Here is a 22,082-nt window from a genome sequence, read left to right on the forward strand (position 1 = left end):
CGCGCCTGCAGCGCTTCGCATCAGGGGCGCCAGCCGTAGATCCAGTCCTGCCGCGCCAGCATGCGCTCCGGGCCGAGCGCCCGGATCGCAACATCGCGCGCAATCGCGAGCGGTCCGCTGAAATGATAGATGCGGCCCTGCTGCCGTGCGGTCCGCTGCACCCGTCGCACGCGCGCCTGGCGTGCACGGCCATATTGTTTCAGCGCTGCGACGATGCCGTCCGTGCTCTCGGCAGTCTCGGGGCTCAGATGCTGTGCCAGCACGGCGGCATCCTCGATCGCCATGCCGGCGCCTTGCGCGGCGAACGGCAGCATCGCATGCACGGCGTCGCCGAGCAGCGCGACCGGGCCTTTGCTCCAGGGGCAGCCGTCGGGCACGCCGAACAGCGCCCATTTGCGCCAGCTATCGACTGCGGCGAGCATCATCCGCGCCTGCGACGGCCAGCGCGGCGCGGCGAACGCATCCATCACCTCGCGCGGATCGCCGGGCGTGCTCCAGCCCGGCCTGTTCCAGGTGCCAGGCAGCACCGCGACCACGTTGATCTGTCGTCCGCCCGCGATCGGATAGGCGACGAGGTGGGCGTTCGGGCCCATCCAGAGCTGGACCCGGCGCGCGGTGTAGTCCTTCGGCAGCTGCGTGGCGTCGAGTGTGCCGCGCCAGGCGATCAGCCCGGAGAAGCGCGGCTGGATCTCGGGAAACAGATGCTGGCGTACCGTCGACCAGATGCCGTCGGCGCCGATCAGCGCGCTGGCGAGATCGCTGCGGCGGATCGTGCCGCTGCGATGGACGACGGTCAGCCCCTTGGCATGAGGCGCGACGTCTTCGAAGGTCGCACCTAGCTTCAGGTCGATGTCGGGATGGTCGGAGACCGCGCCGGCGAGCGCGGATTGCAGGTCGGCACGGTGCACTACCCAATAGGGTGCGCCGGCGCGCACCGAGGCCGCTTCGCCGAGCGGCATGCGCAGCAGTTCGCCGCCCGCCCGCGCGCTCATGATCGAGACCGCCTCCGGGACGACGGCACGCAGTTTGAGCCGTTCGGTCAGGCCGAGCCCGACCAGCACGCGGCTCGCATTGGGGGAGAGTTGCAGGCCCGCACCGACTTCCTCGAGGCGCTCGGCTTTTTCCAGCACGACGATACGGAAGCCCCGGGCGGCCAGCGCAAGCGCGGCCGTCAGTCCACCGATTCCGGCTCCGGCAATGACAATCGTTCGGGAGAGCGCCACCCCTGACCGGTGGACGCGGTCAGGCCACCTTGTCCTTCAGAACGCATTCCGGCGGACGGGCTTCGCCGGCCTTCAGGTCGGCCGCGAAGCGGTACAGCGTCGAGCAGTAGGGGCAGATGATCTCGTTGTCGTTGCCGAGGTCGAGGAAGACGTGAGGATGATCGAACGGAGGGTTGGCGCCCACGCACATGAACTCTTGCGAGCCGATCTCGATGACGGGAACACCGGCATCGTTATGGAAGTGCGGGACGACATGGTCGGACATCGTAACTCATCCTGGAGTGGCAGTGGCGGCAGACACAATCACAACTGACGCGGCATCTTTGAGGCGCCGCGGACCATACTGGCGGGTGCAGATGATTGCTAGCCCGGCGGAACCGAAAGGTTCGCAACTGCCCCATGCTCATTTGCTCATGCAAATTCGACACAATCTTGCGGCCTGAGAGAAGCCCTTCTTTCGTCGGGGACGTTGTGTCGCAATTTTGGCATACTATGTCTGTGGACGAGTGGAATTGCGGCAAAAGATCAACCTTCGGGCGCAAACGATCTGGGAACATCCGGGCTCTTGGCATGAAGTGGCTGCGAATCAGCACAGCGTTGACCGGCATCGCGGCATGCAGCTTCATGCTCGCGCAGGTCGCGCCGCACGCCCGCGAGGCCGGCGCGATTCTCGCCGCCCAGGATGATCCGGCCGCGCTGTCCGAGCTGAAGCTCGACGCCGTACTGCGACAGAACGACCGCCTGGTTCAGGACAATATCGAGGCCGCGCTCGCCGCCGGCGATGCCGATCTCGCCGACAGTTTTGTTGCGCTGGCGCGTGACCGCAACATCGCGCTGCCCGACGACCTCCTCGCCAGGGTGAGCGATGCGGTCAAGGACGAAAACTCCACCTCGCATTTCGCCAGGCGCTTCGCGACCGGTCTCGTCACCGGCAGCGCCGACGATGTCGCAAGCCTGTCCGGAACCGTGGCCGGCGATCTCTTCGTGATCGGCGACGTCAGGGACGTCGTGCGCGAGGGCAAGCACCTCGCCATGGGCGAGGACACCGACCGCCTGGTGCTGGGCCTTGCAGCCGCCGGCCTTGCGGTGACGGCGGCAACCTATGTGTCCATCGGCGGCGCCGCGCCCGTGCGCGCCGGCCTGACGCTGGTGAAGGATGCGCGGAAAGTCGGGCGGCTCGGCGAGGGCCTCGCGGCCTGGGCCGGCCGGTCCGCGCGCGAGGTTGTCGACACGCCGATGCTCCAGAACGCGGTGGCGTCCGGCTCGGTGCTGCGGCCGGGCCAGACCGTGAGCGCGATCAAGGCCGCGTTCCGTGCCGAGAAGGCAGGTGCCCTGGTCCGGCTCGGCAAGGACGTCACGCGCGTTGCCGAGAAGACCGGCACGCGCGGCGCGATGGACAGCTTGCGTATCGCCGAGGGCCCCAAGGACGTCGCGCGCGCGGCGCGGCTTGCCGAAGCGCAGGGCAGCAAGACCCGCGCGATCATGAAGCTCTTGGGCCGCGGCGCGCTGCTGCTCGTCGGCGGCGCGTTCGATCTTGCGCTCTGGCTGTTCGGTGCGGCGCTGACGCTGTTCGGCCTGTTGTCTTCGATCAAGGCCACCACCGAGCGCCTGACGCAGGCTTGGTGCGATCGCAGACGGGCGCGGCGGCTTCGCCGGGCGCAGATCGCCGCCGAAGCCGCTCTGGCAGTTGCGGCCGGTCCGGCCTAAAATCAACCCTTCCCCTCAAGACCGCGGAATATCTGATGCCGAGCTTTCACAACGGCGCCGTTGAAATTGCCTATCTCGACGAAGGCGAGGGCGATCCGATCATCCTGGTGCACGGCTTTGCCTCCAGCAAGAACGTGAACTGGGTCTATCCGACCTGGGTCTCGGAGCTGCGCAAGAACGGCCGCCGTGTCATCGCACTCGACAATCGCGGCCACGGCGAAAGCGCAAAGCTCTACGAGCCCGCGCAATACTCGATTCCGACCATGGCCGGCGACGTGCTCGCGCTGATGGACCATCTCGCCATCCCGCAGGCCGACATCATGGGCTATTCGATGGGTGGGCGGATGACGGCGTGGCTCTCCCTGAACGAGCCGCAGCGCCTGCGCTCGGCGATCCTCGGCGGCATCGGCATCGGCGGCCTGATCGAGGGCACCGGGCCCGGCGAGAATGTCGCGAAGGCGCTGGAAGCCCCCGCGCTCGACGACGTCTCCGATCCCGTGGGGCGCACCTTCCGCGCGTTTGCCGATCAGACCCGCTCTGATCGGAGGGCGCTCGCCGCCTGCCTGCGCGGCACGCGCGACCTCATGACCAGGGGCGAAGCTGCACGCATCGACGTGCCCGTGCTGATCGCGGTCGGCTCTACCGACGACGTCGCTGGCTCGGCCAGCGCGCTCGGCGCCATCATTCCGGGCTCGGAAGTGCTCGACATTCCGGGCCGCGATCACATGCGCGCGGTCGGCGACAAGGCCTACAAGACCGGCGTGCTCGATTTTCTCTCACGCCGCGGCTGAGCCTTTAGGTTCCTCGTCGCCGAACGCGCGCGCCAGCGCCATCAGCACCACGAAGGTCGCAACCCACACCATGCGCGCGCCGTAGCGGTCGTGCGGACCGGAGATGACGGCGCAGATGAAGGCGTTGCCGAGCAGCGCGAGCGTCACCGTCGCCGCCAGCAACGTCAGATCGTCGAGCCGGCGGCGCGCCAGCGCATGCGCGAGCAACCCGACCAGCGCCAGCATCGAGGCCAGCGCGACGGGAACATGCAGCCAGTTGACGTAGTCGAAATTGACATCCCATTGCTGTTGCCGCGCCGCGCGCATCGGCGCGATCTGTGCGGGGATGTAGCGCTCGATGATGCCGTAGGTGTGCGGGATCCAGCCGCTGGTGCCTTCGCCGGTCGCCACGTGCAGCAATTGCTGGCCCACCGCTCGCATTGCGGCGCCGGCCTGCCAGGCCGGATAGTCGGCGAGCGAGTGCACGACGATATAGCTCATCTCGTCGTTCATGCCCTCAAACCGGCCGAGCGCGTTGAACACGCTCTTGCCCCACAGGAATTCGTCGGCGGTCGCCGGCAATTCGTTCCGATAGGGACAGAGCTTGAAGCTCTCGCGCGGGCAGTGGTCGTTGAGATAGCGCGCGACGATGCCGTCCTGCATCATGCGGCCGAAGGCGACGCCGTAGCCGCCCGGCGTCCAGGCCCATTTGCCCGACAGCGCATGGTTCGCCGAGACCAGCATCAGGCCGCCCGCGACGATGGTCATGCTCGCCTGCGCCAGTCCGGCGAGCGGAAGCCTGCGGCCCACGAATGGCCGCGCCATCCAGCCGGCGAGGCAGAGTCCGAGCAGCACGCCGAGTGTGGCGCTGTGGGTTGCGGCGGCAAAGGCGGTGAAGACGAACAGCGCGATTTTTTCGTGCGGCGACGTGCGCTGGGCTCCGACGACGAGAAGGAACAGCGACAGCACCGACAGTCCCGCGAAGATGTCCGTGAGCAGCATGCTGGCCAGCCAGGGCAGCGCGGTCGACAGGATCAGGAGCAGGCTGATCGCGACGAAGCGGAACGTCTGCAACAGGCCGAGGACGCGCAAGCTGAGCTGCAACAGCCACAGCGTCGCCAGCGACTGGATCGCGAGGTTGATCCAGAAGCCGAAGCTTTCGCCGGAGTGGAGATAGAGGCCGAACACGGTGGACCGGCTGGGGACGAGATAGCCCTCGTACCAGCGCGCCAGATAGCCGCCGGTATCCCACTGCAACAGCGGATAGCCGTTCCAGAACGCCGGCGCGATCATCAGGAGGGGTAGGGCCAGAGCGGCGAGCCGCACCCAGAACGAGCCCGCGGGGCGCGCGCGCAAATGATCGGTGGTGGTGGTCAAATCCGCTCCGTCGTCGTCCGGACCATGCCTGCAATAAGGGGTGGGAGCGAATTCACCAATAGTTTGACGCTGCCCGGCTTGAATTTGGCAAAACCCTGACCACTTTTAGCCGACCTTGCCGCCTGGGGGCGTCAGAAGAAATTGTTGTGTTTCAACGCGTTGGCGGCTTTCGCGGGGCAAGGTGCTGTTCACTCTCAGGCAAGCCCGTCAGGACTTTGTCGCCTAGACTGTGCTATAGAACCAACAAAACGAGCCCATTCGAAAGAGCAGATCCCATGGCAGTGCATCAGGTCAATCCGGGAGGAAAGCTCGCATCCCTCGATCCGATCTGGGACCGGATCCGGAGCGAAGCGGAGGACATCGTCCATCGCGAGCCGGAGCTTGCGACCTTCATCTATTCGACGGTGCTGCATCACAGCCGTCTCGAGGATTCGGTGATCCATCGTCTCGCCGACCGGCTCGATCATTCCGCGCTGTCGGGCGATCTCGTGCGCCAGACCTATGACGAGGCGCTGCGCGACGATCCCGATCTCGGCAACGCCTTCCGCGCCGACCTCGTCGCCGTCTACGATCGCGATCCCGCGACCTCCCGCTTCATCGATCCGTTGCTCTACTTCAAGGGCTTCCACGCGATCCAGACCCATCGCCTTGCGCACTGGCTCTGGCTGAAGGGCCGCAAGGATTTCGCGTATTATCTCCAGAGCCGCGCCTCTGCGGTGTTCCAGACCGACATCAATCCCGCCGCGCGCATCGGCCGCGGCATCTTCCTCGACCATGCCACCGGCTTCGTCTGCGGCGAGACGGCGGTGATCGAGGACGACGTCTCGATCCTGCACGGCGTCACGCTCGGCGGCACCGGCAAGGAGAACGAGGACCGTCATCCGAAGATTCGCCATGGCGTGCTGATCGGCGCGGGCGCGAAAATCCTCGGCAACATCGAGATCGGCCATTGCGCGCGCATCGCGGCGGGCTCGGTCGTGGTCAAGCCCGTGCCGCACAACGTCACGGTCGCGGGCGTGCCCGCCAAGATCGTCGGCGAGGCCGGCTGCGCCGAGCCGTCGCGCACCATGGATCAGATGATCAACGCGATGGGGCTTTGAGCTCAAGAAGAGGGGCCGGATTCTCCGGCCCTGTCCGTCCCCAAATTCTTTGGCAATTCATGCTGGCGGTTCGTCGCGTCTCGGCCTAAAACCCCGCCAACCCAGATTTCGATTGGAGACTTGCCGTGGACGTCAAGGAAGTAAGGAAGCTCGACGCGTATCTGAAACGCGTATTCGGCAATCCCAAGATCCGCGTCGTGCCGCGGCCGAAGAAGGACGATTCCGCCGAAGTCTATATCGGCGAGGAGTTCATCGGCGTGCTGTTCGTCGACGACGAGGACGACGATCGCTCGTTCCAGTTTCAGATGGCGATCCTCGAGGACGATCTCGTCGATCAGGAATAGCGCGGCGATCTTGTCGCTCAATGGGGCCGCGCACACCGCGACCCCTCATTCTATTTCCTTGTAAGAATGCGCAGCCGCGCCGTGGCATCAGCGACAGTGATGTCCTCTGCATCGACGAGGTCGGCTTGCACGACCATGTCGCGCTCCGTCCGCTCGATGACCCGTGCCCGCGCCGTGATCGGTCCGACCGTTGCGGGCTTCAGGAAGCGTGTCCAGGCTCCGCGTGATCACAGTCTGGTCAGGGGATAGCGCTGCGAGCGCGCAGATCCCGGTGGCGGAGTCCAGCATCGCCGCAAGGAATCCGCCCTGGATGGTCCCATGCCTGTTGGTGAATGCGGGCTGAGCCTGGAAGCGGATCAGCGCATGCCCGCTCTCGTCGAAGCCGAGCCATTCGCGCCCCAGCAGTTGGGCACCGGGTGGGAGATGTGTGGCGGCATCGTTCAATCGGTTACCCCATGCTGACATCATGCCCCTGTCTTGCCCGACGGGTCAAGCGCGACTTCGAAAAATACGAAAACGCTCTATGCTGCCGATGTTTGGCTACTGTGCATGGGGTTGTTTTCGACATTTTTTATCGGGAGGCCCCCAAGCCCGTCCCGGCAAACTGGTCTCGCCACGGGCGTAGAGGTCGCGCTCAGCTCTTCGGCCCGCGCAACTGCGCCGTCAGCCGGTCCATCGCGTCCGCCGCGTCGCGCCACTGCGACAGCCAGCTGCGCGGAAAGCGGAAGGTGAGGTCGGCGCCGCCGACGCGGCGCTCGGAGAGGCACATGCCCGGGGTCGCCGCATCGCGCGTGCAGCGTGCGGTCAGCGCGGGGCTTGCGGCAGAATAGAGATCCTCGCTGCCGTAAGGTGTGTCGGCGCGGAACATCCGCATCGTCAGCCCGTCCTCGGGCATCGTCGCGCCCGGCTCGAGATAGCGCGGATAGATCGTGGCGGTCCGCTGCTCGGGCGAGAGCGCATCGTGATGCGCCGCGATCGACAGGAAGATGCGGTCGATCGGCAGCAATGCCGCATCCACCGTGTCGGCGCTGACGTGCTTCGGCGTGCCGGGCGGCTCCAGCGAGGGATAGAGGAAGTCGAGATCGATGCGCTCCTGCGGCCCCGAGTGCCGCTGGATCTTCATCCGGATCGCCGTCGTCGGCAGGTTGAACAGCGTGCCGCCGACGCTCACCGGCAGCTTGTCGGGGGCGTTGGCGCCGCTGGTGCCCCAGGTCGGCCACAACAGATATGCGACGAGCGCGACGGCGCACACCGCCGCCGCGCCGCCGAGCACGATCGGGACGATATGCGCCCGGGTGCGCGTCCGGGGGGACCGAGGGGAGGCTGCCGAAAACACCGTCATGACTAGCGCGCGTGGGCTCGTGGTCGGCCGATGGCCGACGAATCAGCGGCGAATATGCCATGCGGCGGCGATTTCGCGGAGCGTTCCCCGGCTGCGGGGAAAGGGGGAGGGCCCTGCGCCGGATGGCCGGCGGCGTTAACCTTCCCTTAAGGATAATGTAGCGTTAACCGGCACTATTTGTCACAGGAAAGCTCCGGCGTTGCGTAAGGGCGGACCGTTCCGATGACACCTGAAGCTCTCAATTCCTTCTTCTCGATTGGCATCGGTTTCGCGCTCGCTGGCGCACTCGTGAACGGATACCAGGCGGTCGCGCAGCGGCCCGCCGGCTTCGGCCTGTTGCAGGACGGCGTGGCCCCGAAGACCTTCGCGGCGGTGCCGTTCCTGGTGTTCGCCGCACCCTTCATCATCATGCGCAACACGCTGCGCGGCATGCGGCTGGAAAGCCGCCGCCTCGAATTCGTGATGATGGCGACCGTCATCGCCGGCTTCTGGAGCATGATGAGCGGCACCTTCTTCCTGATGACGCTGCGGGCGACCGGCGTCCTGGGCTGACGCTTTGCAGGGCTGCCGGTGCGGGTGGCCCTTTGCCTCCGCGCCGCCGTTTCGCTATGCCAGTCTCAGCGTGACAGGAGACCTCCATGGCGATCTACGAGCTCGACGGGCAGGCGCCCGATCTTCCCGCCGACGGCAACTATTTCATCGCGGAGACCGCAACCGTGATCGGCCGCGTGCGCCTGAAGCCGGGGGCGAGCGTCTGGTTCGGCGCGGTGCTGCGCGGCGACAATGAATGGATCGAGATCGGCGAGGGCGCCAACGTGCAGGACGGCTCGACCTGCCACACCGATCTCGGCTTTCCGCTTGTCATCGGCAAGAACTGCACCGTCGGCCACAACGTCATCCTGCACGGCTGCACGATCGAGGAGGGTGCGCTGATCGGCATGGGTTCGATCGTGATGAACGGCGCGACGATCGGCCGCAATAGCATCGTCGGCGCCGGTTCCGTCATCACCGAGGGCAAGGAGTTTCCCGAACGCTCCCTGATCATCGGCTCGCCCGCGCGCGTGATGCGCACGCTCGACGATGCCCAGGTGCAGAGGATGGGAAGCGCGGCGAAGTTCTACGTCGCCAACGGACCTCGCTTCACGAAGGGCCTGAAGCGGATCGGGTGAATTCAGCTTCCTTCTGACTCGCGCGCTTCCATCGCGCCTGCGCCCTTCTCGTGCCCCGCAGCCCAGAGCGCATGTTCGTCGCTGCCGTCCGAGTACGGATTGGCCTCGGCCGGGATGTTGTCGCGCGCGGCGCGCTCGCCTTCTGCAAATGGATCGCGATCGGTCATCGTGATTTGGCCTTTCCGGACTTCGGACGCGCGGCCGGCTTGTCCGGTTCGGCGCCGAGCCTGGCGCTCTTGCGCAACGCGTCCCGGAGATCGATGGGGATGCCATGCTTCTTCAGTAGGTCGGCGAAGGCTTCATCCGCAAGCTCTTGGAACGTCGCCATCCGGTCGCGTCCCAGCTGCTTGAGCTTGTCGAACGTGTCCTCGTCGAACGCGATCAGTTTGCGCATGATCGGGCCTGCCTCCTCGTTTCAAGCTGATGTGACGGCATTTGTTCCGGAACGGTCGTGGTCCGGACCGTCTGCTCGACAAGAAGATGAAGAGCATCTGCCGCGGCCGCTGATGCTCGCGCGGAAGTGAGTCAGGATGGCTGTCACGAGTGCCCCGATAGCATTAGCTTGATCCTGCGTTGAAGCGTGGAGCGTGTCCACGCGGAGGATCGAGTAGATGCTACGGAAGATGATGATGGCGGCGCTGACCGTCGCGGCGGTCGGGCTCTCGGCGCCGCAGGCGGCCCAGGCGGGCGGCGGTTTTGGACATGGCGGCTGGGGCCATGGCGGCGGCTGGGGCCACGGTGGTGGCGGCTGGGGCCATGGCGGTGGCGGATGGGGCCATGGCGGCCATTGGCACGGCGGCGGCTTCTGGCCCGGCCTCGCCATCGGCGCGGGCATTGCCGGTGCCGGCTACTACGGCGGCTATTACGGCTATGGCTACCCCTATTACGGCGACCCGTATTATTATGGTACCGGCTACGATAACGGCGGCTATGGCGGCTGCTATGTCGTGCGCAAGCGCGTGATGACGCCTTCGGGATGGCGATACCGGCGCGTCGACGTCTGCGAGTGAGGCGGGAAGACCTGCCAGCCTGCTAAAAAACAAGGTCGTTGACGCAGTATACCGTCAACGACCTTGCCAGCCCCGGATATTGAAATCGGCTCACGCCATCCGGTAGCGGAGAGCATGGCGTGGAATCATACGGGCAAATGTGATCCAGTTCACAAATGGAGAAAATTAAACCCGCAGACCGTGATCCGCTCAACCGCGCGAGCGCTTGCGCGCGCTGGCATGGACGCGGTGGCGTGCCGGTTTCCTGCGGGTAACCGACGGCGTTTCGGCCTCGGTGGCGCGGGCGCTGGCAAAGGACTGGCGCAGGCCGTCGATGGACTCGTTCAGGGTCGCCACCTGCTCCGACAGGCGCTTGGTATCGGCCTGTTGAGCTGCGAGCAGCCGCTTCACGGTCTGGAGCTGGTCCTGCACGACCTGGAGCTGGTCGATCGATTCCTGCTGGGTTGCCTCCAGCCCCTTGGTCTTCTCGACCAGCTGCTCGGAGGCCTGGGCGGTGCGGGCCTGGAGCTGCCGTGACGCAACCACCCTGTCGGCCTCCGGCGCAGCGCCGGTATAGGCGCGCCAGATCGCGATCGAAGTCACACCGGCGATCAACAGGAGAAGGGCGGCGGCGGTCAGCGCGATGGGCTGGGCGCCGAGGCGAAGCAGGGTGTTGGACGGTGTGTCCTGTGCGAGATCGATCATCGCTGACAAAACCCAAATTGAAACTTGGTGAGTGGCGAAGACCGGCAGCCAAAGGGCCGCCGGGATGTCCCGAAAACGTAACAGTTCGGCAACAAATGGGACCAAAAAGAGGCTGAGGGCGAAAAACCAGCGATCTTCTGGCCTTGAGACCTCCCAAGGCCCCCGCCGGAAGCAGCGATCAGGGCTGAAACGGCGAAAACGGCCCGGAATAGGTCTTCAATCGTGGCGCAGCGTAGGGCCCGAGCCGGGACGTCTTCAGGCCGAGTCGCACCAGCGCTTCCGCCAACGTCACGGCGGCGGCGACGCCGTCGACCACGGGCAGGCCGTGCGTAGCGGCGAGCTCAGCGGCGAGATCCGCCATGCCGGCGCAGCCGAGCACGACAGCCTCCGCACGGTCGTCGCGGATCGCGGCCGTGATCTCCGCGGAGATCTTTGCGAGCGCATCGGCGTTGCGCTCTTCGAGCGCGAGCACCGGCACCTCGGCGGCGCGGACGCGGGCGCAGCGCCCGGCGAGACCGTACTTCGTCAGATTGTGCTCGATCGGCACGATGGAGACACCGAGCGTCGTCACCACGGCAAAGCGCGCCGCGATCAGGCTCGCCATGTGAAAGCCCGCTTCGCCGATGCCGATCACCGGCGCCTTCGCCACCGCGCGTGCCGCGTCGAGGCCGGTGTCGTCGAAACAGGCGATGATGTGCGCGTCCGCGCCGTCTCGGTCGGCCTCGCGGATGCAGCCGAGCATGCCGGGCACGGCGAAGGCCTCGTCGTAAAAGCCCTCGATCGAGACCGGGCCCATCGTCGGCTGGCGCGCGTCGATCTCGGTGCCGGGCAGGGCGACGCTGCGCGCCGCAGCGGCGATCTTCGCCGTCATCGACGCGGTGGTGTTAGGATTGACGACGTGAAGTCGCATCAGATCAGACCAGCCCCTTGCCGGCGTCCGAGCCCTTGGCCGCCTGCCGCTTGTTCAGCACGTGGATGGTGCCGAGCGCAAGCGTGATCACCGTGAACGAGACGGCGGAGATCACGGTGCCGAGCGCGTAGATGTCGGGGTTCGTCACGGTGGTGGTGAGGCCCTGGAGATCGAGCGGCAGAGTGTTCACCGCCCCGATCGCCTGGCTGGAGCGCGCGAGCTCGTCCCAGGACAGCGTGAAGCCGAACAGGCCAATGCCGATCACGGAGGGCAGGATGATCGGCAGCACGACATGACGGAACGCCTGCCACGGCGTCGCACCGAGATCGCGCGCGGCTTCCTCGAGCCTGGGGTCGAAGCGGTTGAAGATCGCGAACATGATGAGAAGCCCGAACGGCAGCGTCCAGGTCAGATGCGCGCCGAGCCCGGAGGTGAGCAGGCCCATCGAGGTCTCGAAATTCTCGTTCCAATGCGCCTTGATCAGATCGTCGATGATGCGGAATTCAAGCGAGATGCCGAGCGAGGTGATGATCGAGGGAACGATGAGGCTCGCGATCGCCGAGTAGAACAGGATGCTTTGCGCCTTGAACCTGCGGCGGAAGGCCATACCGGCTGCGACGGACAGCACGACGGTGACGATCATCACGATGAGACCGAGCAGCAGTGAGCGGCGGAAAGCCGCGCCGAGATCGACGATGCCGGTGCCCTGGAATAATTTCGCGATCCAGAAGGTCGACACCCCGTTCATCGGGAAGGTGAGGCCGCCCTGCGGCCCCTGGAACGACAGCACGTAGATCGCGATCATCGGGCCGTAGAGAAACAGCACATAGGCCGCGAAGAAGATCGCGAGCACGTAGAAAGAGCGCGGGCGTCCTTCCTTCATGCTCAGAGCTCCTTCTTGATGTCGACGATGCGCGACATCATGGTGATGATCAGGAAGGTGATCGCGAGCAGGATGACGGCGTTGGCCGCTGCCGCGGGGAACTGCAGTGCGTTCACCCGCGTCTCGATGATCTTCCCGGCCGCCGCAATCTGCTGGCCGCCCATCACGCCGATGGTGATGAAATCGCCCATCACGATGGTGATGACGAAGATCGAGCCGATCACGATGCCGGGCTTGGCGAGCGGAATGACGACGTTCACGAGCGTCTGGAAGCCGGTGGCGCCGGCGTCATAGGCGGCCTCGATCAGCGACTTGTCGATGCGCACCATCGAATTGAAGATCGGAACCACCATGAAGAAGGTGAAGAGGTGCACCAGTGCCAGCACGACCGAGAACTCGGAGAACAGCAGCCATTCCAGCGGCTGGTTGATTAGACCTGTCTTGACGAGGCCGGAATTGACGAGGCCGTTGCGGCCGAGCAGCGGAATCCACGCGATCATGCGGATCACGTTGGAGGTCCAGAACGGGATCGTGCAGAGCAGCGACAATCCCATCTGCCAGGTCTTGGACTTGACGTGGAAGGCGAGGAAGTAGGCGACCCAGAAGCCGATGAACAGCGTGATGGCCCAGACCAGGAAGCACAGCTTCAGCGTCATCAGATAGGTCTTGCCGATCGTGCAGAGATCGGGGAGCTGCGCGATGCAGCCTTCGAACGTGTCGGTGTAGCCGCGGCCCGAGAAGGCCGGCAGCAACTGGTATTCGTTGTAGTCCCAGAACGAGACGATGACGACGAATACCAGCGGGATCAGGAAGAAGGCGAGGAACACCAGCATCATCGGCCCGGCCTGGAGCCAGGAGATGAAGGACGGCGACAGGCGCGTCACTTTCGCGGCGCGCGCTGTGCCCGACCCCGGGATCAATCCCGGGGACGCCTGTTGCAGGATGTCCTCTGACGTGTCCATCAATTACGCCGCGATGAACTCGTTCCACTTGCGGACCATGTAGTCGTTCTCGTCCATCACCGCGTTCCAGCAGGCGACGCCGCCCATGCGGTCCTCGTAGGAGCCGCCGTCGCGCACCGCGCCGGCCTTCTCCAGCAGCGAGCCGTCGGGCGCCTTGATGTCCTTCTCGGCCGGCTTGCCTTCCATCCAGTAGGCCCATTCGTAGGGCTCCATATGCGCCTTCGCGGTGGAGAGCACGGCGGAGTAGTAGCCCTGGCGGTTGAGATAGGCGCCGGCATAGCCGGACAGGAACCAGTTCACGAACTCGTAGGCCCATTCGAGCTTCGCACCCGACACGCCCTTGGAGACGCAGAAGCCCGAGGCCCAGGAGCGATAGCCCTCCTTGAGCGGCTGGAAGGTGCAGGGGATGCCCATCGAGCGCACCTTCGTGACTGCCGGCGACCACATTGACTGGATCACGGTTTCACCCGAGGCCATCAAATTGACGCTCTCGTTGAAGTCCTTCCAGAAGGCGCGGAACTGACCGGCCTTCTTGGCCTCGGTCATCACCTTCATGGTGAGATCGATCTCTTCCTTGGTCATGTTGCCCTTGTCGGCATATTTGTACTTGCCGGTGGCTTCGACGACCATCGCGGCGTCCATGATGCCGATCGAGGGGATGTTGAGGATCGACGCCTTGCCCTTGAATTCGGGATTGAGCAGCTCGGACCAGGAGCTGATCGGCCGCTTGATCAGGTCGGGACGGATGCCGAGCGTGTCGGCGTTGTAGACGGTGGGGATCAGCGTGACGAACTCGGTCGCCGAGGTGGCGAACTTCTTGGAGTCCTTGCCTTCGAGATAGAGCACCTTCCAGGGCGCGGTGCCCTGGTTGCCGATCTTCTTGCCGCCGGGCGTCTGGCCCTTGGTGAAGACCGGCGTGATGTTGTCGAACTCCTTGATCTTCCTGGCGTCGAGGGCAAGGATGTTGCCGGACGGCACCAGCTTCTTCAGCGAGAAATATTCGGTGTCCAGCACGTCGAAGGAGTTCGGCTGGGTCATCACGCGCTTGGTGACGTCGTCGGTGGTCGCGGTGATGTATTCGATCTTGATGCCGGTGTCTTTCAGGCACTGCTTGGAGATGTCGTCACCCTCGTTCACGGCGGTGCCGAGATAGCGCAGCACTTTCGCATCGGCCGACTTCACATAGGGAAAGCCGGTGATGGCGCCGGAGCCGGCGGCAAGGCCGGCGAGACCCGCGGTGCCCTTGAGCAGCGTGCGGCGGCTGACGCCCTTTGTCCTGGTGGTCTCGGTCATATCAGTCACTCCTCTGTTGCGCATTCCAGTGATCGATCGGCGCTATTGCAGGCGCTGCGCCTTGGCGGGATCCCAGGTGGCCAGCACGCGATCGCCCGGTCGGAACGGGTGAACGTCGAAGGCAGCCTCGGGGAGGTGGGAGAACAGGGCGGTGCCGTCGTCGAGCGTGAGCGAGACGGCGATGTAGGAGCCCTGGTACTCGGTCTGGGTCAGCAGCGCCGGCGCGCCGTACGCACCGTCGGCGAACGGCACGATGCCGAGCTGATCGGCGCGCACGGCGATGAGGTTGCCGGCGTCGCTGAGGACGTTGTGGCCGCCGATGAAGCGCGCCACGAATTCGGTGCGGGGATGGTGGAAGATGTCGCGGGCGGTGCCCTGCTGCTCGATCTTGCCGTGGTTCATCACCACGATGTGGTCGGCGAGCGCCATCGCCTCTTCCTGGCCGTGGGTGACCTGAATGAAGCTGATGCCGAGCTCGCGCTGCAGCCGCTTCAGCTCGCCGCGCATCTTCACCCGCAGGAACGGATCGAGCGCGGAGAGCGGCTCGTCGAGCAACAGGATCTGCGGCTCGGTGATCAGCGCGCGGGCGAGCGCGACACGCTGCTGCTGGCCGCCGGAGAGTTGCGCCGGCAGCCGGGCCGCATAGGGGGTCATGGCCACCAGCTCGAGCAGTTCGCCGGCACGCTTGTGCCGCGTCGCCCGGTCGATCCCGCGCATTTTCAGGGCGAATGCCACGTTGTCGAGCACGGTCAGATGCGGAAACAGCGCGTAGGACTGGAACATCATCGCGGTGCCGCGCTTGGCGGGCTCGAGATCGGTGACGTTCTGCGCACCAAGGATGATATCACCCCCGCTGACCGCCTCATGGCCTGCGATCATGCGCAGGGTCGAGGTCTTGCCGCAGCCGGAGGGGCCGAGCAGGCAGCAATAGGTGCCGGCCGGGATCTTGAGGTTGACGTCGTCGACCGCCAGCGTCGTGTCGTAGCGCTTGGTGACGGCGACCAGTTCGAGAGCGGCAGGAGTGGCCATGGCGTGTCCGCTGGGAGGGCGATGCTCCGGCTTTCTCCGCAAGGTCCGTGCCAACCGCCCGGAGACTGCCGAATTCCAAAACTGTGCAGTGGAGTCAGGTCGTTAGATCGAATCCGGCGCAGCGGCGCGGCTCGCCGGGTCGGCAGTAATATGCACACAAAATGTGCTCGGATTGTATAAAGTTTCGCCTGTGATTGGATACAGCTGGTCGACTACCATGCGGGGCCGAACGTCGCCGATCGAGCCCTCAAACCCAAGCCCCTCGAACCGATGGCCGCCAAGACCCGCCAGAAATCCGATGCGCCAGACGCGAGCGATCGCGTCAGCCGGATCAGGGAGGGCGTGACCGCGGCGATCCTCGAGCATCGTCTGCTGCCGGGCACGAAGCTCGGCGAGGACGAGATCGGCGAGATCTACGGCGCGAGCCGCACGCTGGTCCGCACCGCGCTCCAGCAGCTCGCGCATGAGGGCATCGTCAACATCGAGAAGAACCGCGGCGCCTTCGTCGCGCGCCCGACGCCCGCCGACGCGCGCGAAGTGTTCGAGGCGCGCCGCCTGATCGAGCCCACCATCGTCGACCACGCGTGTGAGGCGGCGTCGCCGGCATGGCTCGAGCGCCTCGGCCGACATCTCACTGAAGAGCGCGAGGCGGAACTGCGCGGCGACGCGCGCGCCTCGGTCCGCCTCTCCGGCGAATTTCACAAGCTCGTCGCCGAGATGAGTGGCCACAGCATCTATCTCGGCTTCCTCAAGGAGCTAATCGCGCGCTCCTCGCTGATCATCCTGCTCTATCGCCGCCACGACACGCCGGCCTGCGGCACCGATCACCACGCCGGGATCGTCGCGGCGATCCGCAAGCGCGACAAGCAGGCTGCCCGCGCGCAGATGCTGTCGCATCTGAACGAGATCGAAGCCGAGCTGTTCCTGAAGGATCCCGCCGCCGACGAGACGCGGCTCGCGGATGTGCTGGGCACCTAAGCGAGCCGCACGGTCTTCTATGGCAGCGAAGATCCTTCGTTTCGCCTGACGATCTTCAGCACGAGCAAACCAGCGCCAAGCACCAGGAAGAGGACGCCGACGAATGTCGTGCCGCTGGATTCAAAGGTCACGCCGACCGCGGTCAGCAGGCATCCGATGATGATTGCGAAGAGTCCGCCGAGCTTCTTGACCAGCAGGACGTGTCCGTCACTCGTTTGTGTCACCATGTTACGCCTCGTCATTTGAGATGCTGCAAAATCCCCTCTGCCAAAAATCCCCCTGCCAAGTGCCCGCAGTCGCGTAGATCGCGCAGGATCGTACTCCTGAGCGAAGACGTTGCAATCTGTCGTTGATCACGCGCCTGGTCGGATATTCGCGTTTTGATTTGAGTTCGACGCATGTGCGGCAGTCGCGCTTACCCATTGTCTGTAGAGCCTAACGCCGGGCAGGTCGCTCATCGCGTCGTATGGCTGATTTGCATAATCTCCTGTGGTTGCAAATTGACTCGATGCGGTTTGCGGGCATCAATCCGCAGATAACATCGCACACCGCGCGGCTGGCTGATTTTCGCTCCGGCAACTTGCGGCCAGAACTGCGCAGCGGCGTATCTGCGTGGAGATTGGATATGCGGGATTTGACCACGCCGGCCGGACTCTTCAGAGTCGCCGCACTGCTCATGTCGGTTGGAACGAGCCTCTGTCTCTGGTCGCAAACGCGGGCCCAACAGGACTCCGCCGTTCTGTTCCGCAACGTCCGGATATTCGACGGAAAGAGCGGTGCGCTCTCCGCCGCGTCCAATGTTCTCGTCAGGAACACGAAGATCGAGAAGATATCGACCGCGAACATCACGGCTGACGCCCAGGCAATCGACGGCGGCGGCCGGGTGCTGATGCCGGGGCTGATCGACGCGCATTGGCACGCGATGCTGGTCCGTCCGACGCCGGCCGCGGCCCTCGGCGACGTCGGCTACAACAATCTGCTCGCCGCGAGCGAGGCGACCGCGACGCTGATGCGCGGCTTCACCACGGTGCGCGACATGGGCGGGCCCAGTTTCGGCCTCAAGCGGGCGATCGACGAGGACCTCGTCGCCGGTCCGCGCATCTATCCCTCCGGTGCCATCATCACCATCACCAGCGGCCATGGCGACTTCCGGCAGCTCTCCGATCTGCCGCGAACCATCGGCGGCATGCTCAGCCGCATGGAGCAGGTCGGCGGCAGCATGGTCGCCGACAGTCCCGACGAGGTGCGTGTTCGCGCGCGCGAGCAGCTCATGCAGGGCGCCTCGCAGGTCAAGCTCACGGCGGGCGGCGGCGTCGCGTCGCCCTTCAGTCCGCTCGACGTCTCCACCTTCACCGAGCCCGAGCTGCGCGCGGCGGTCGAAGCCGCCGACAATTGGGGCACCTATGTCGCCACGCACGCCTATACGCCGGTCGCGATCCAGCGCTCGATCGCAGCCGGCGTGAGATGCATCGAGCACGGTCATCTCATGGACGAGGCGAGCGCGAAGCTGATCGCGGAGAAGGGCATCTGGCTCAGCACCCAGCCGTTCCTGGATATGTCCATGGCTGCCGCGCTCGGACCTGCGGAGCAGGACAAGATGCGGCAGGTGGTCACCGGCACCGACCGCGTCTATGCGCTGGCGAAAAAGTACGGCATCAAGACCGCGTTCGGCACCGACGTCCTGTTCTCGAAGGCATTGGCGGACAGACAGGGCTCGATGCTGGCCGCACTGACGCGCTGGTACACGCCGGCCGAAGCGCTGGCCATGGCGACGTCGGCCAATGCCGAATTGCTGAGCCTGTCGGGTCCGCGAAATCCCTATCCCGGCAAGCTCGGCGTGGTCGAGGAGGGCGCGCTCGCCGATCTCCTGCTGGTCGACGGCAATCCGCTCGACAACATCACCCTCGTTGAAGATCCCGCGAAGAATTTCGTCGTGATCATGAAGGGCGGCAAGGTCTACAAGAATATCGTTCCGCGCTGAAAACTGTTTCCCAAAAAAGTTGCGGCCAGCCATTGGGGGATGGCTGGCCGCGCGCGAACCGGTCTGGGACGGGGAGGGGTGGGGATGTGACCGGGTCGCGTAACTCGCTTGTTCCTGACTGCTAGTCCCTGGCGCTGGCGGTGGAGACCGCCGGCCGGGTATCGCCGAGCGAGACCCAGACATTGGGATCGCTCTGCGACTGGCGCTTGACGAAGCGGTAGCCGGTCTCCGTCCAGGCAACGACGTTCTCGTTCTGATTGTCGAGAACGAACTCGCCCTTGTCGGTCTTCACCGTCAGCACCGCGTGCCCTTCGCCCTTCTTGTCGCGCACGACGGTGATGAGCAGCGCCTCGCGAGGCCAGCCGGCATCCATCAGCATCTTGCGCTTCAACAGCACGTAGTCTTCACAGTCGCCGTAACCGTCCGATGGCAGCGACCACTTCTCGATCACGCCCCAGTGCTCCTGGTCGGTCAAAGGCTTGACGGTCTCGTTGACCCAGCGATTGACCTTGACGAGGTCGCGCCATGCGGTCTGCGACATCACGATGTCGCGCGGCTGCGTCGGCCCGCCCTGGCACTGAGCGGCATTGTCCGCACAGAACTCGACCCAGCCGATCGGCGCACGCGTGGTGTCGCCGAGGCTCGCGTAGAGCAGACGGTTCTCACCGGCCTGCACTGTCGCGCTGATTCCGAAGAGCATGGCGGCGATCGCCAGCCTCTTCCCCTGTCCCCTGAAATCAAACATTGCGGCCCCCGTTTCTTGTTGGGACCACATTTCGCACGGAGCTTTTGCGTTGCCGCTAAGTCAGCCAAGTCAAGTCGAGACGAATGCAAGTAAAACAAGCGGCGAATTCGATCTATACTTGAATCGAATTCGAATAAAATTTGAAATGACTGCAATTGATTCAAGTTTTATCGATTAACGCGGAAACGCTGGCGGAACGGCCGTTCCGAGGCGCAAAGGGGTCCCGCGTTAACCCGCGCAGACCCGTCCCCGCGCACGAAAAAGGCGGCGTCCGCATCGCGGAGGCCGCCTTTGAGGCTGGAAAATCAGTGGTTTTGGCGCGCTTTCGCTTTACCGCGCGGTAACGCTCTCTTCGAGTGTCTCGATCGGCTGCTCGTGCATGAACTCCAGCGCGAAGCCGTCTTCGAGGTTCCGGACCACGCGGCCCTGGACCCGGCCGAGCAGCACGATCGATTTCAGTGGCGGGCGGTTCTCGGCGGCGATGGCCGCGCCCGACAGCGACAGGTCGATGATACGGCAGGTCATCTTGGTGCCGTCCTCGAGCGTCAGCACCGCGATCGGGTTGCGCGGCACGATACGGTCGTGGCGGCGATCCTCCGGCAGGTTGAGGATGTCGCGGTTGGCGAGCCAGGTGAGCTGGGCGGCGAGCTTGTCGCGCTTCCTGGGCGTCGCCCCGATCGTCATGGCGAAGCCATTGTCGATGATACGGGTGATCTTGCCCTCGACGCGGCCGATATGGTCGAGATAGGCGACCACGCGGTCGCCGACATTGCCGATGCCGGGGGCGAGCAAAGCGAGGCCGCCCGGCGACATGTTGATCACCTGGCAAGGGAATTCCCGGCGGTCCGGCAGCATGTAGCGGCCGAGCAGGTGCACCTTGACCCGCTGGAAACGCCGACGTTCCTCGGCGGCCGGAAGAAATTTTTTGTTCGCCAACGCCATTTTCACAACCCGACCCCCCGCCTGGCGGAGTCCGGGACGACCCTAAGGTGCATAGGGTTAATGCCGCGTTAGGATCGGGTGCAGCGATGTTGGACGCACGCAATACGCGCGAAAAGCCTCATCAGGGGCGGGCAGGCCGGCCACCGTCAGCGCGACCGGGGTCGAGGGCGGCCGGTCAGGCCTGCCTTGCCCCCCGCCGATACAGCCACAGCAGCAGCGCCAGCAGCACCGCGGCCGAGAGGCCGAGCGACCAGTGAATGCCGATCGCCGCGCCGAACAGCCCGACGGTGATGCCGCTGAAGGCCCGCATCCCGAGCCCGGCCATATTATAAAGGCCGACGACGCGGCCGCGGATGTCGGGCGGCGCGTTCAGCTGCACCAGCGCCTGCGCCATGGTGTTGAAGGACAGTTCGAAGAACCCCGCAAAGAACAGCAGCACGATCGCGATGGGATAGATCCGCACCGCGGCGAAGCCGAGCAGCGCGGCGCTCCACAGCATCGCCAGCATGATCGCGGTGCGCGGCGTGCCCTTCAACCGCCCCCAGGATTCCAGCGCGATGCCGGCGAGCAGCGCGCCGGCGGCGTCGGCCGCGAGCAGCACGCTGTAGGACACGCCGGGATCGCCATGGCCGAGATCGCCGGCAAAGCCCGGCATCTGGGCGTGATAGGCGTTGCCGATCATGAAGGAGGTGAGGCCGGCGAGCCACGTCATCGCCGTCAACACCGGCTGGGTGCCGATGGCGCGCATCGTCAGCACGATGTCGGCGAGACCGCGCACGGCGAAGCGCCGTACCGCGACGCTCTTGTCGCGGACCGGCGCCCAGAACAGCCAGATCAGCATCGGCAGGTAGAACAGCGTGTTGAAGATGATGCCGTGCGAGGTGCCGAGCGTCAGCATGATGACGCCGCCGACCGCCGGGCCCACCAAAATGCCGAGATAGCGCGCCATCGCGTTCAGCCGCACCGCGCTCGGAAGATCGGCCGGGCCGACGAGGTCGTAGAGCAGCAGCTGGTTCGGCGTCTGCCACAACACGCCGGCGCAGCCGTGGATCACCAGCAGCAGCATCGCGTGCCACATCTGGATGCTGTCGGTGATGAAGAAGAAGCCCCAGCCGCTCGATGCCACGATGAACAGCAGCATGCCGCACTGGATGATGCGGCGCGGATCGAACCGGTCGGCGAGCCCGCCGACGGCGACGGAGAACAACAGGAACGGCAGCCAGTGCGACAGCACGGCAAAGCCTCCCAGCGTCGGCGAATGGAATTTCTGGAACACCACCCAGTAGCTGATCACGTGCTCGATATTGTCGGCCATCATCGCCAGCACGTAGGCGATGAACTGGAGACGATAAGGCACGGACTTCATCGCCGCGAACGAACCGGACGCGACCACGGGATTTTGGGGAAGGGGGTTCAAGGGGCACCTGGGTGGGACTTAAGTCGTCCCTACACGGTCGGCGCCGACCGCTCAAGACACTTGGGTGTGCTTGGAGATCAGCCATGCACTGCGGCCACAAGCACCACCGTCATCCTTCGAGGCTTCTCCTTGCGACGCAGACGCGTCGCAAGGCTCGCACCTCCAGCGACAACCGCTTTGCGGTTGCGCGGGGATGACGGTTGAGCTTGTGGCAGG

The 22,082-nt window shown here is 65.2% G+C and carries 26 protein-coding genes; 9 read left to right on the plus strand and 17 right to left on the minus strand.

Annotation, left to right across the window (positions count from 1 at the left end):
* Positions 1-20: 20 nt before the first annotated feature.
* Positions 21-1,223: an FAD-dependent monooxygenase gene (locus tag AB5K84_RS18315; RefSeq protein ID WP_097532370.1), complete on the minus strand. Its 1,203-nt coding sequence runs from the start codon at positions 1,221-1,223 to the stop codon at positions 21-23.
* Positions 1,224-1,242: 19 nt separating this feature from the next.
* A complete protein-coding gene (locus AB5K84_RS18320) occupies positions 1,243-1,488 on the minus strand; it encodes a zinc-finger domain-containing protein (protein ID WP_007602543.1) in 246 nt (81 codons plus the stop codon).
* 305 nt (positions 1,489-1,793) lie between these two features.
* Between AB5K84_RS18320 and AB5K84_RS18325 the strand changes: the two genes are divergently transcribed.
* Together AB5K84_RS18325 and AB5K84_RS18330 are read left to right on the plus strand one after the other, a co-directional pair.
* A complete protein-coding gene (locus AB5K84_RS18325) occupies positions 1,794-2,930 on the plus strand; it encodes a hypothetical protein (protein WP_110116457.1) in 1,137 nt (378 codons plus the stop codon).
* 35 nt (positions 2,931-2,965) lie between these two features.
* A complete protein-coding gene (locus AB5K84_RS18330; RefSeq protein WP_028175409.1) occupies positions 2,966-3,721 on the plus strand; it encodes an alpha/beta fold hydrolase in 756 nt (251 codons plus the stop codon).
* On the opposite strand, the gene AB5K84_RS18335 is transcribed toward AB5K84_RS18330, so the two are convergent.
* Positions 3,707-5,077 carry a hypothetical protein gene (locus AB5K84_RS18335; protein ID WP_028175408.1) on the minus strand — a complete coding sequence of 457 codons (1,371 nt, stop codon included), beginning with the start codon at positions 5,075-5,077 and terminating at the stop codon, positions 3,707-3,709. The two genes, AB5K84_RS18330 and AB5K84_RS18335, sit on opposite strands and share 15 nt — an antisense overlap.
* A 275-nt stretch (positions 5,078-5,352) precedes the next feature.
* On the opposite strand from AB5K84_RS18335, the gene cysE reads away from it, so the two are divergent.
* Complete coding sequence (gene cysE, locus AB5K84_RS18340) at positions 5,353-6,177, plus strand: serine O-acetyltransferase (RefSeq protein WP_028175407.1); 825 nt, start codon at positions 5,353-5,355, stop codon at positions 6,175-6,177.
* 125 nt (positions 6,178-6,302) lie between these two features.
* Complete coding sequence (locus AB5K84_RS18345) at positions 6,303-6,521, plus strand: DUF3126 family protein (RefSeq protein ID WP_007602550.1); 219 nt, start codon at positions 6,303-6,305, stop codon at positions 6,519-6,521.
* 50 nt (positions 6,522-6,571) lie between these two features.
* Here the strand turns inward: AB5K84_RS18345 and AB5K84_RS18350 are convergent, their stop codons facing one another.
* Complete coding sequence (locus tag AB5K84_RS18350) at positions 6,572-6,724, minus strand: hypothetical protein (RefSeq protein WP_342714515.1); 153 nt, start codon at positions 6,722-6,724, stop codon at positions 6,572-6,574.
* A gap of 431 nt (positions 6,725-7,155) precedes the next feature.
* Positions 7,156-7,863, minus strand: coding sequence for a hypothetical protein (locus tag AB5K84_RS18355; RefSeq protein ID WP_171463781.1), 708 nt, complete (start codon positions 7,861-7,863; stop codon positions 7,156-7,158).
* A 222-nt stretch (positions 7,864-8,085) separates the two neighbouring features.
* Here AB5K84_RS18355 and AB5K84_RS18360 point away from each other — a divergent pair, with 222 nt between their 5' ends.
* Together AB5K84_RS18360 and AB5K84_RS18365 are read left to right on the plus strand one after the other, a co-directional pair.
* Entirely contained in the window at positions 8,086-8,415 is a 330-nt protein-coding gene (locus AB5K84_RS18360) for a DUF6949 family protein (protein WP_011088330.1), read from the plus strand.
* Positions 8,416-8,501: 86 nt separating this feature from the next.
* Entirely contained in the window at positions 8,502-9,032 is a 531-nt protein-coding gene (locus AB5K84_RS18365) for a gamma carbonic anhydrase family protein (protein WP_110116455.1), read from the plus strand.
* A gap of 2 nt (positions 9,033-9,034) precedes the next feature.
* On the opposite strand, the gene AB5K84_RS18370 is transcribed toward AB5K84_RS18365, so the two are convergent.
* Both AB5K84_RS18370 and AB5K84_RS18375 read right to left on the minus strand, forming a co-directional pair.
* A complete protein-coding gene (locus tag AB5K84_RS18370; RefSeq protein ID WP_165448165.1) occupies positions 9,035-9,199 on the minus strand; it encodes a hypothetical protein in 165 nt (54 codons plus the stop codon).
* Positions 9,196-9,426 carry a hypothetical protein gene (locus AB5K84_RS18375; protein ID WP_038967754.1) on the minus strand — a complete coding sequence of 77 codons (231 nt, stop codon included), beginning with the start codon at positions 9,424-9,426 and terminating at the stop codon, positions 9,196-9,198. The genes AB5K84_RS18370 and AB5K84_RS18375 overlap by 4 nt, the downstream gene beginning before the upstream one ends.
* Positions 9,427-9,643: 217 nt before the next feature.
* Here AB5K84_RS18375 and AB5K84_RS18380 point away from each other — a divergent pair, with 217 nt between their 5' ends.
* Positions 9,644-10,042, plus strand: coding sequence for a hypothetical protein (locus tag AB5K84_RS18380; protein WP_060908083.1), 399 nt, complete (start codon positions 9,644-9,646; stop codon positions 10,040-10,042).
* Positions 10,043-10,231: 189 nt separating this feature from the next.
* Here AB5K84_RS18380 and AB5K84_RS18385 read toward each other — a convergent pair whose 3' ends face one another.
* From AB5K84_RS18385 to AB5K84_RS18410, 6 genes are all read right to left on the minus strand, one after another.
* Positions 10,232-10,726, minus strand: coding sequence for a hypothetical protein (locus tag AB5K84_RS18385; RefSeq protein ID WP_441232554.1), 495 nt, complete (start codon positions 10,724-10,726; stop codon positions 10,232-10,234).
* A gap of 178 nt (positions 10,727-10,904) precedes the next feature.
* A complete protein-coding gene (locus tag AB5K84_RS18390) occupies positions 10,905-11,636 on the minus strand; it encodes an aspartate/glutamate racemase family protein (RefSeq protein ID WP_110116454.1) in 732 nt (243 codons plus the stop codon).
* Positions 11,637-11,640: 4 nt separating this feature from the next.
* Positions 11,641-12,519 (minus strand): ABC transporter permease, encoded by an 879-nt coding sequence (locus AB5K84_RS18395; protein ID WP_011088324.1) that lies wholly within the window; start codon positions 12,517-12,519, stop codon positions 11,641-11,643.
* A 2-nt stretch (positions 12,520-12,521) separates the two neighbouring features.
* Positions 12,522-13,481, minus strand: coding sequence for an ABC transporter permease (locus AB5K84_RS18400; RefSeq protein WP_110116453.1), 960 nt, complete (start codon positions 13,479-13,481; stop codon positions 12,522-12,524).
* 3 nt (positions 13,482-13,484) lie between these two features.
* On the minus strand, positions 13,485-14,774 hold the full coding sequence (locus AB5K84_RS18405) for an ABC transporter substrate-binding protein (protein WP_028175401.1): 1,290 nt from the start codon (positions 14,772-14,774) through the stop codon (positions 13,485-13,487).
* Between the two features lie 42 nt (positions 14,775-14,816).
* Positions 14,817-15,803 carry an ABC transporter ATP-binding protein gene (locus tag AB5K84_RS18410; protein ID WP_060908080.1) on the minus strand — a complete coding sequence of 329 codons (987 nt, stop codon included), beginning with the start codon at positions 15,801-15,803 and terminating at the stop codon, positions 14,817-14,819.
* A 270-nt stretch (positions 15,804-16,073) separates the two neighbouring features.
* Here AB5K84_RS18410 and AB5K84_RS18415 point away from each other — a divergent pair, with 270 nt between their 5' ends.
* Complete coding sequence (locus AB5K84_RS18415; RefSeq protein WP_011088320.1) at positions 16,074-16,781, plus strand: GntR family transcriptional regulator; 708 nt, start codon at positions 16,074-16,076, stop codon at positions 16,779-16,781.
* A 17-nt stretch (positions 16,782-16,798) separates the two neighbouring features.
* Here AB5K84_RS18415 and AB5K84_RS18420 read toward each other — a convergent pair whose 3' ends face one another.
* Entirely contained in the window at positions 16,799-17,008 is a 210-nt protein-coding gene (locus AB5K84_RS18420) for a hypothetical protein (protein ID WP_028175399.1), read from the minus strand.
* A 449-nt stretch (positions 17,009-17,457) separates the two neighbouring features.
* On the opposite strand from AB5K84_RS18420, the gene AB5K84_RS18425 reads away from it, so the two are divergent.
* Entirely contained in the window at positions 17,458-18,762 is a 1,305-nt protein-coding gene (locus AB5K84_RS18425) for a metal-dependent hydrolase family protein (RefSeq protein WP_246790687.1), read from the plus strand.
* A 121-nt stretch (positions 18,763-18,883) separates the two neighbouring features.
* On the opposite strand, the gene AB5K84_RS18430 is transcribed toward AB5K84_RS18425, so the two are convergent.
* From AB5K84_RS18430 to AB5K84_RS18440, 3 genes are all read right to left on the minus strand, one after another.
* On the minus strand, positions 18,884-19,507 hold the full coding sequence (locus AB5K84_RS18430; protein WP_028176078.1) for a transglutaminase-like cysteine peptidase: 624 nt from the start codon (positions 19,505-19,507) through the stop codon (positions 18,884-18,886).
* Positions 19,508-19,837: 330 nt separating this feature from the next.
* Positions 19,838-20,449, minus strand: coding sequence for a PilZ domain-containing protein (locus AB5K84_RS18435; RefSeq protein ID WP_028176079.1), 612 nt, complete (start codon positions 20,447-20,449; stop codon positions 19,838-19,840).
* 175 nt (positions 20,450-20,624) lie between these two features.
* On the minus strand, positions 20,625-21,866 hold the full coding sequence (locus tag AB5K84_RS18440; RefSeq protein ID WP_257787578.1) for an MFS transporter: 1,242 nt from the start codon (positions 21,864-21,866) through the stop codon (positions 20,625-20,627).
* Positions 21,867-22,082: the final 216 nt, after the last annotated feature.

This window comes from Bradyrhizobium sp. 1200_D9_N1_1, assembly GCF_052075915.1.
Taxonomy (GTDB): domain Bacteria; phylum Pseudomonadota; class Alphaproteobacteria; order Rhizobiales; family Xanthobacteraceae; genus Bradyrhizobium; species Bradyrhizobium diazoefficiens.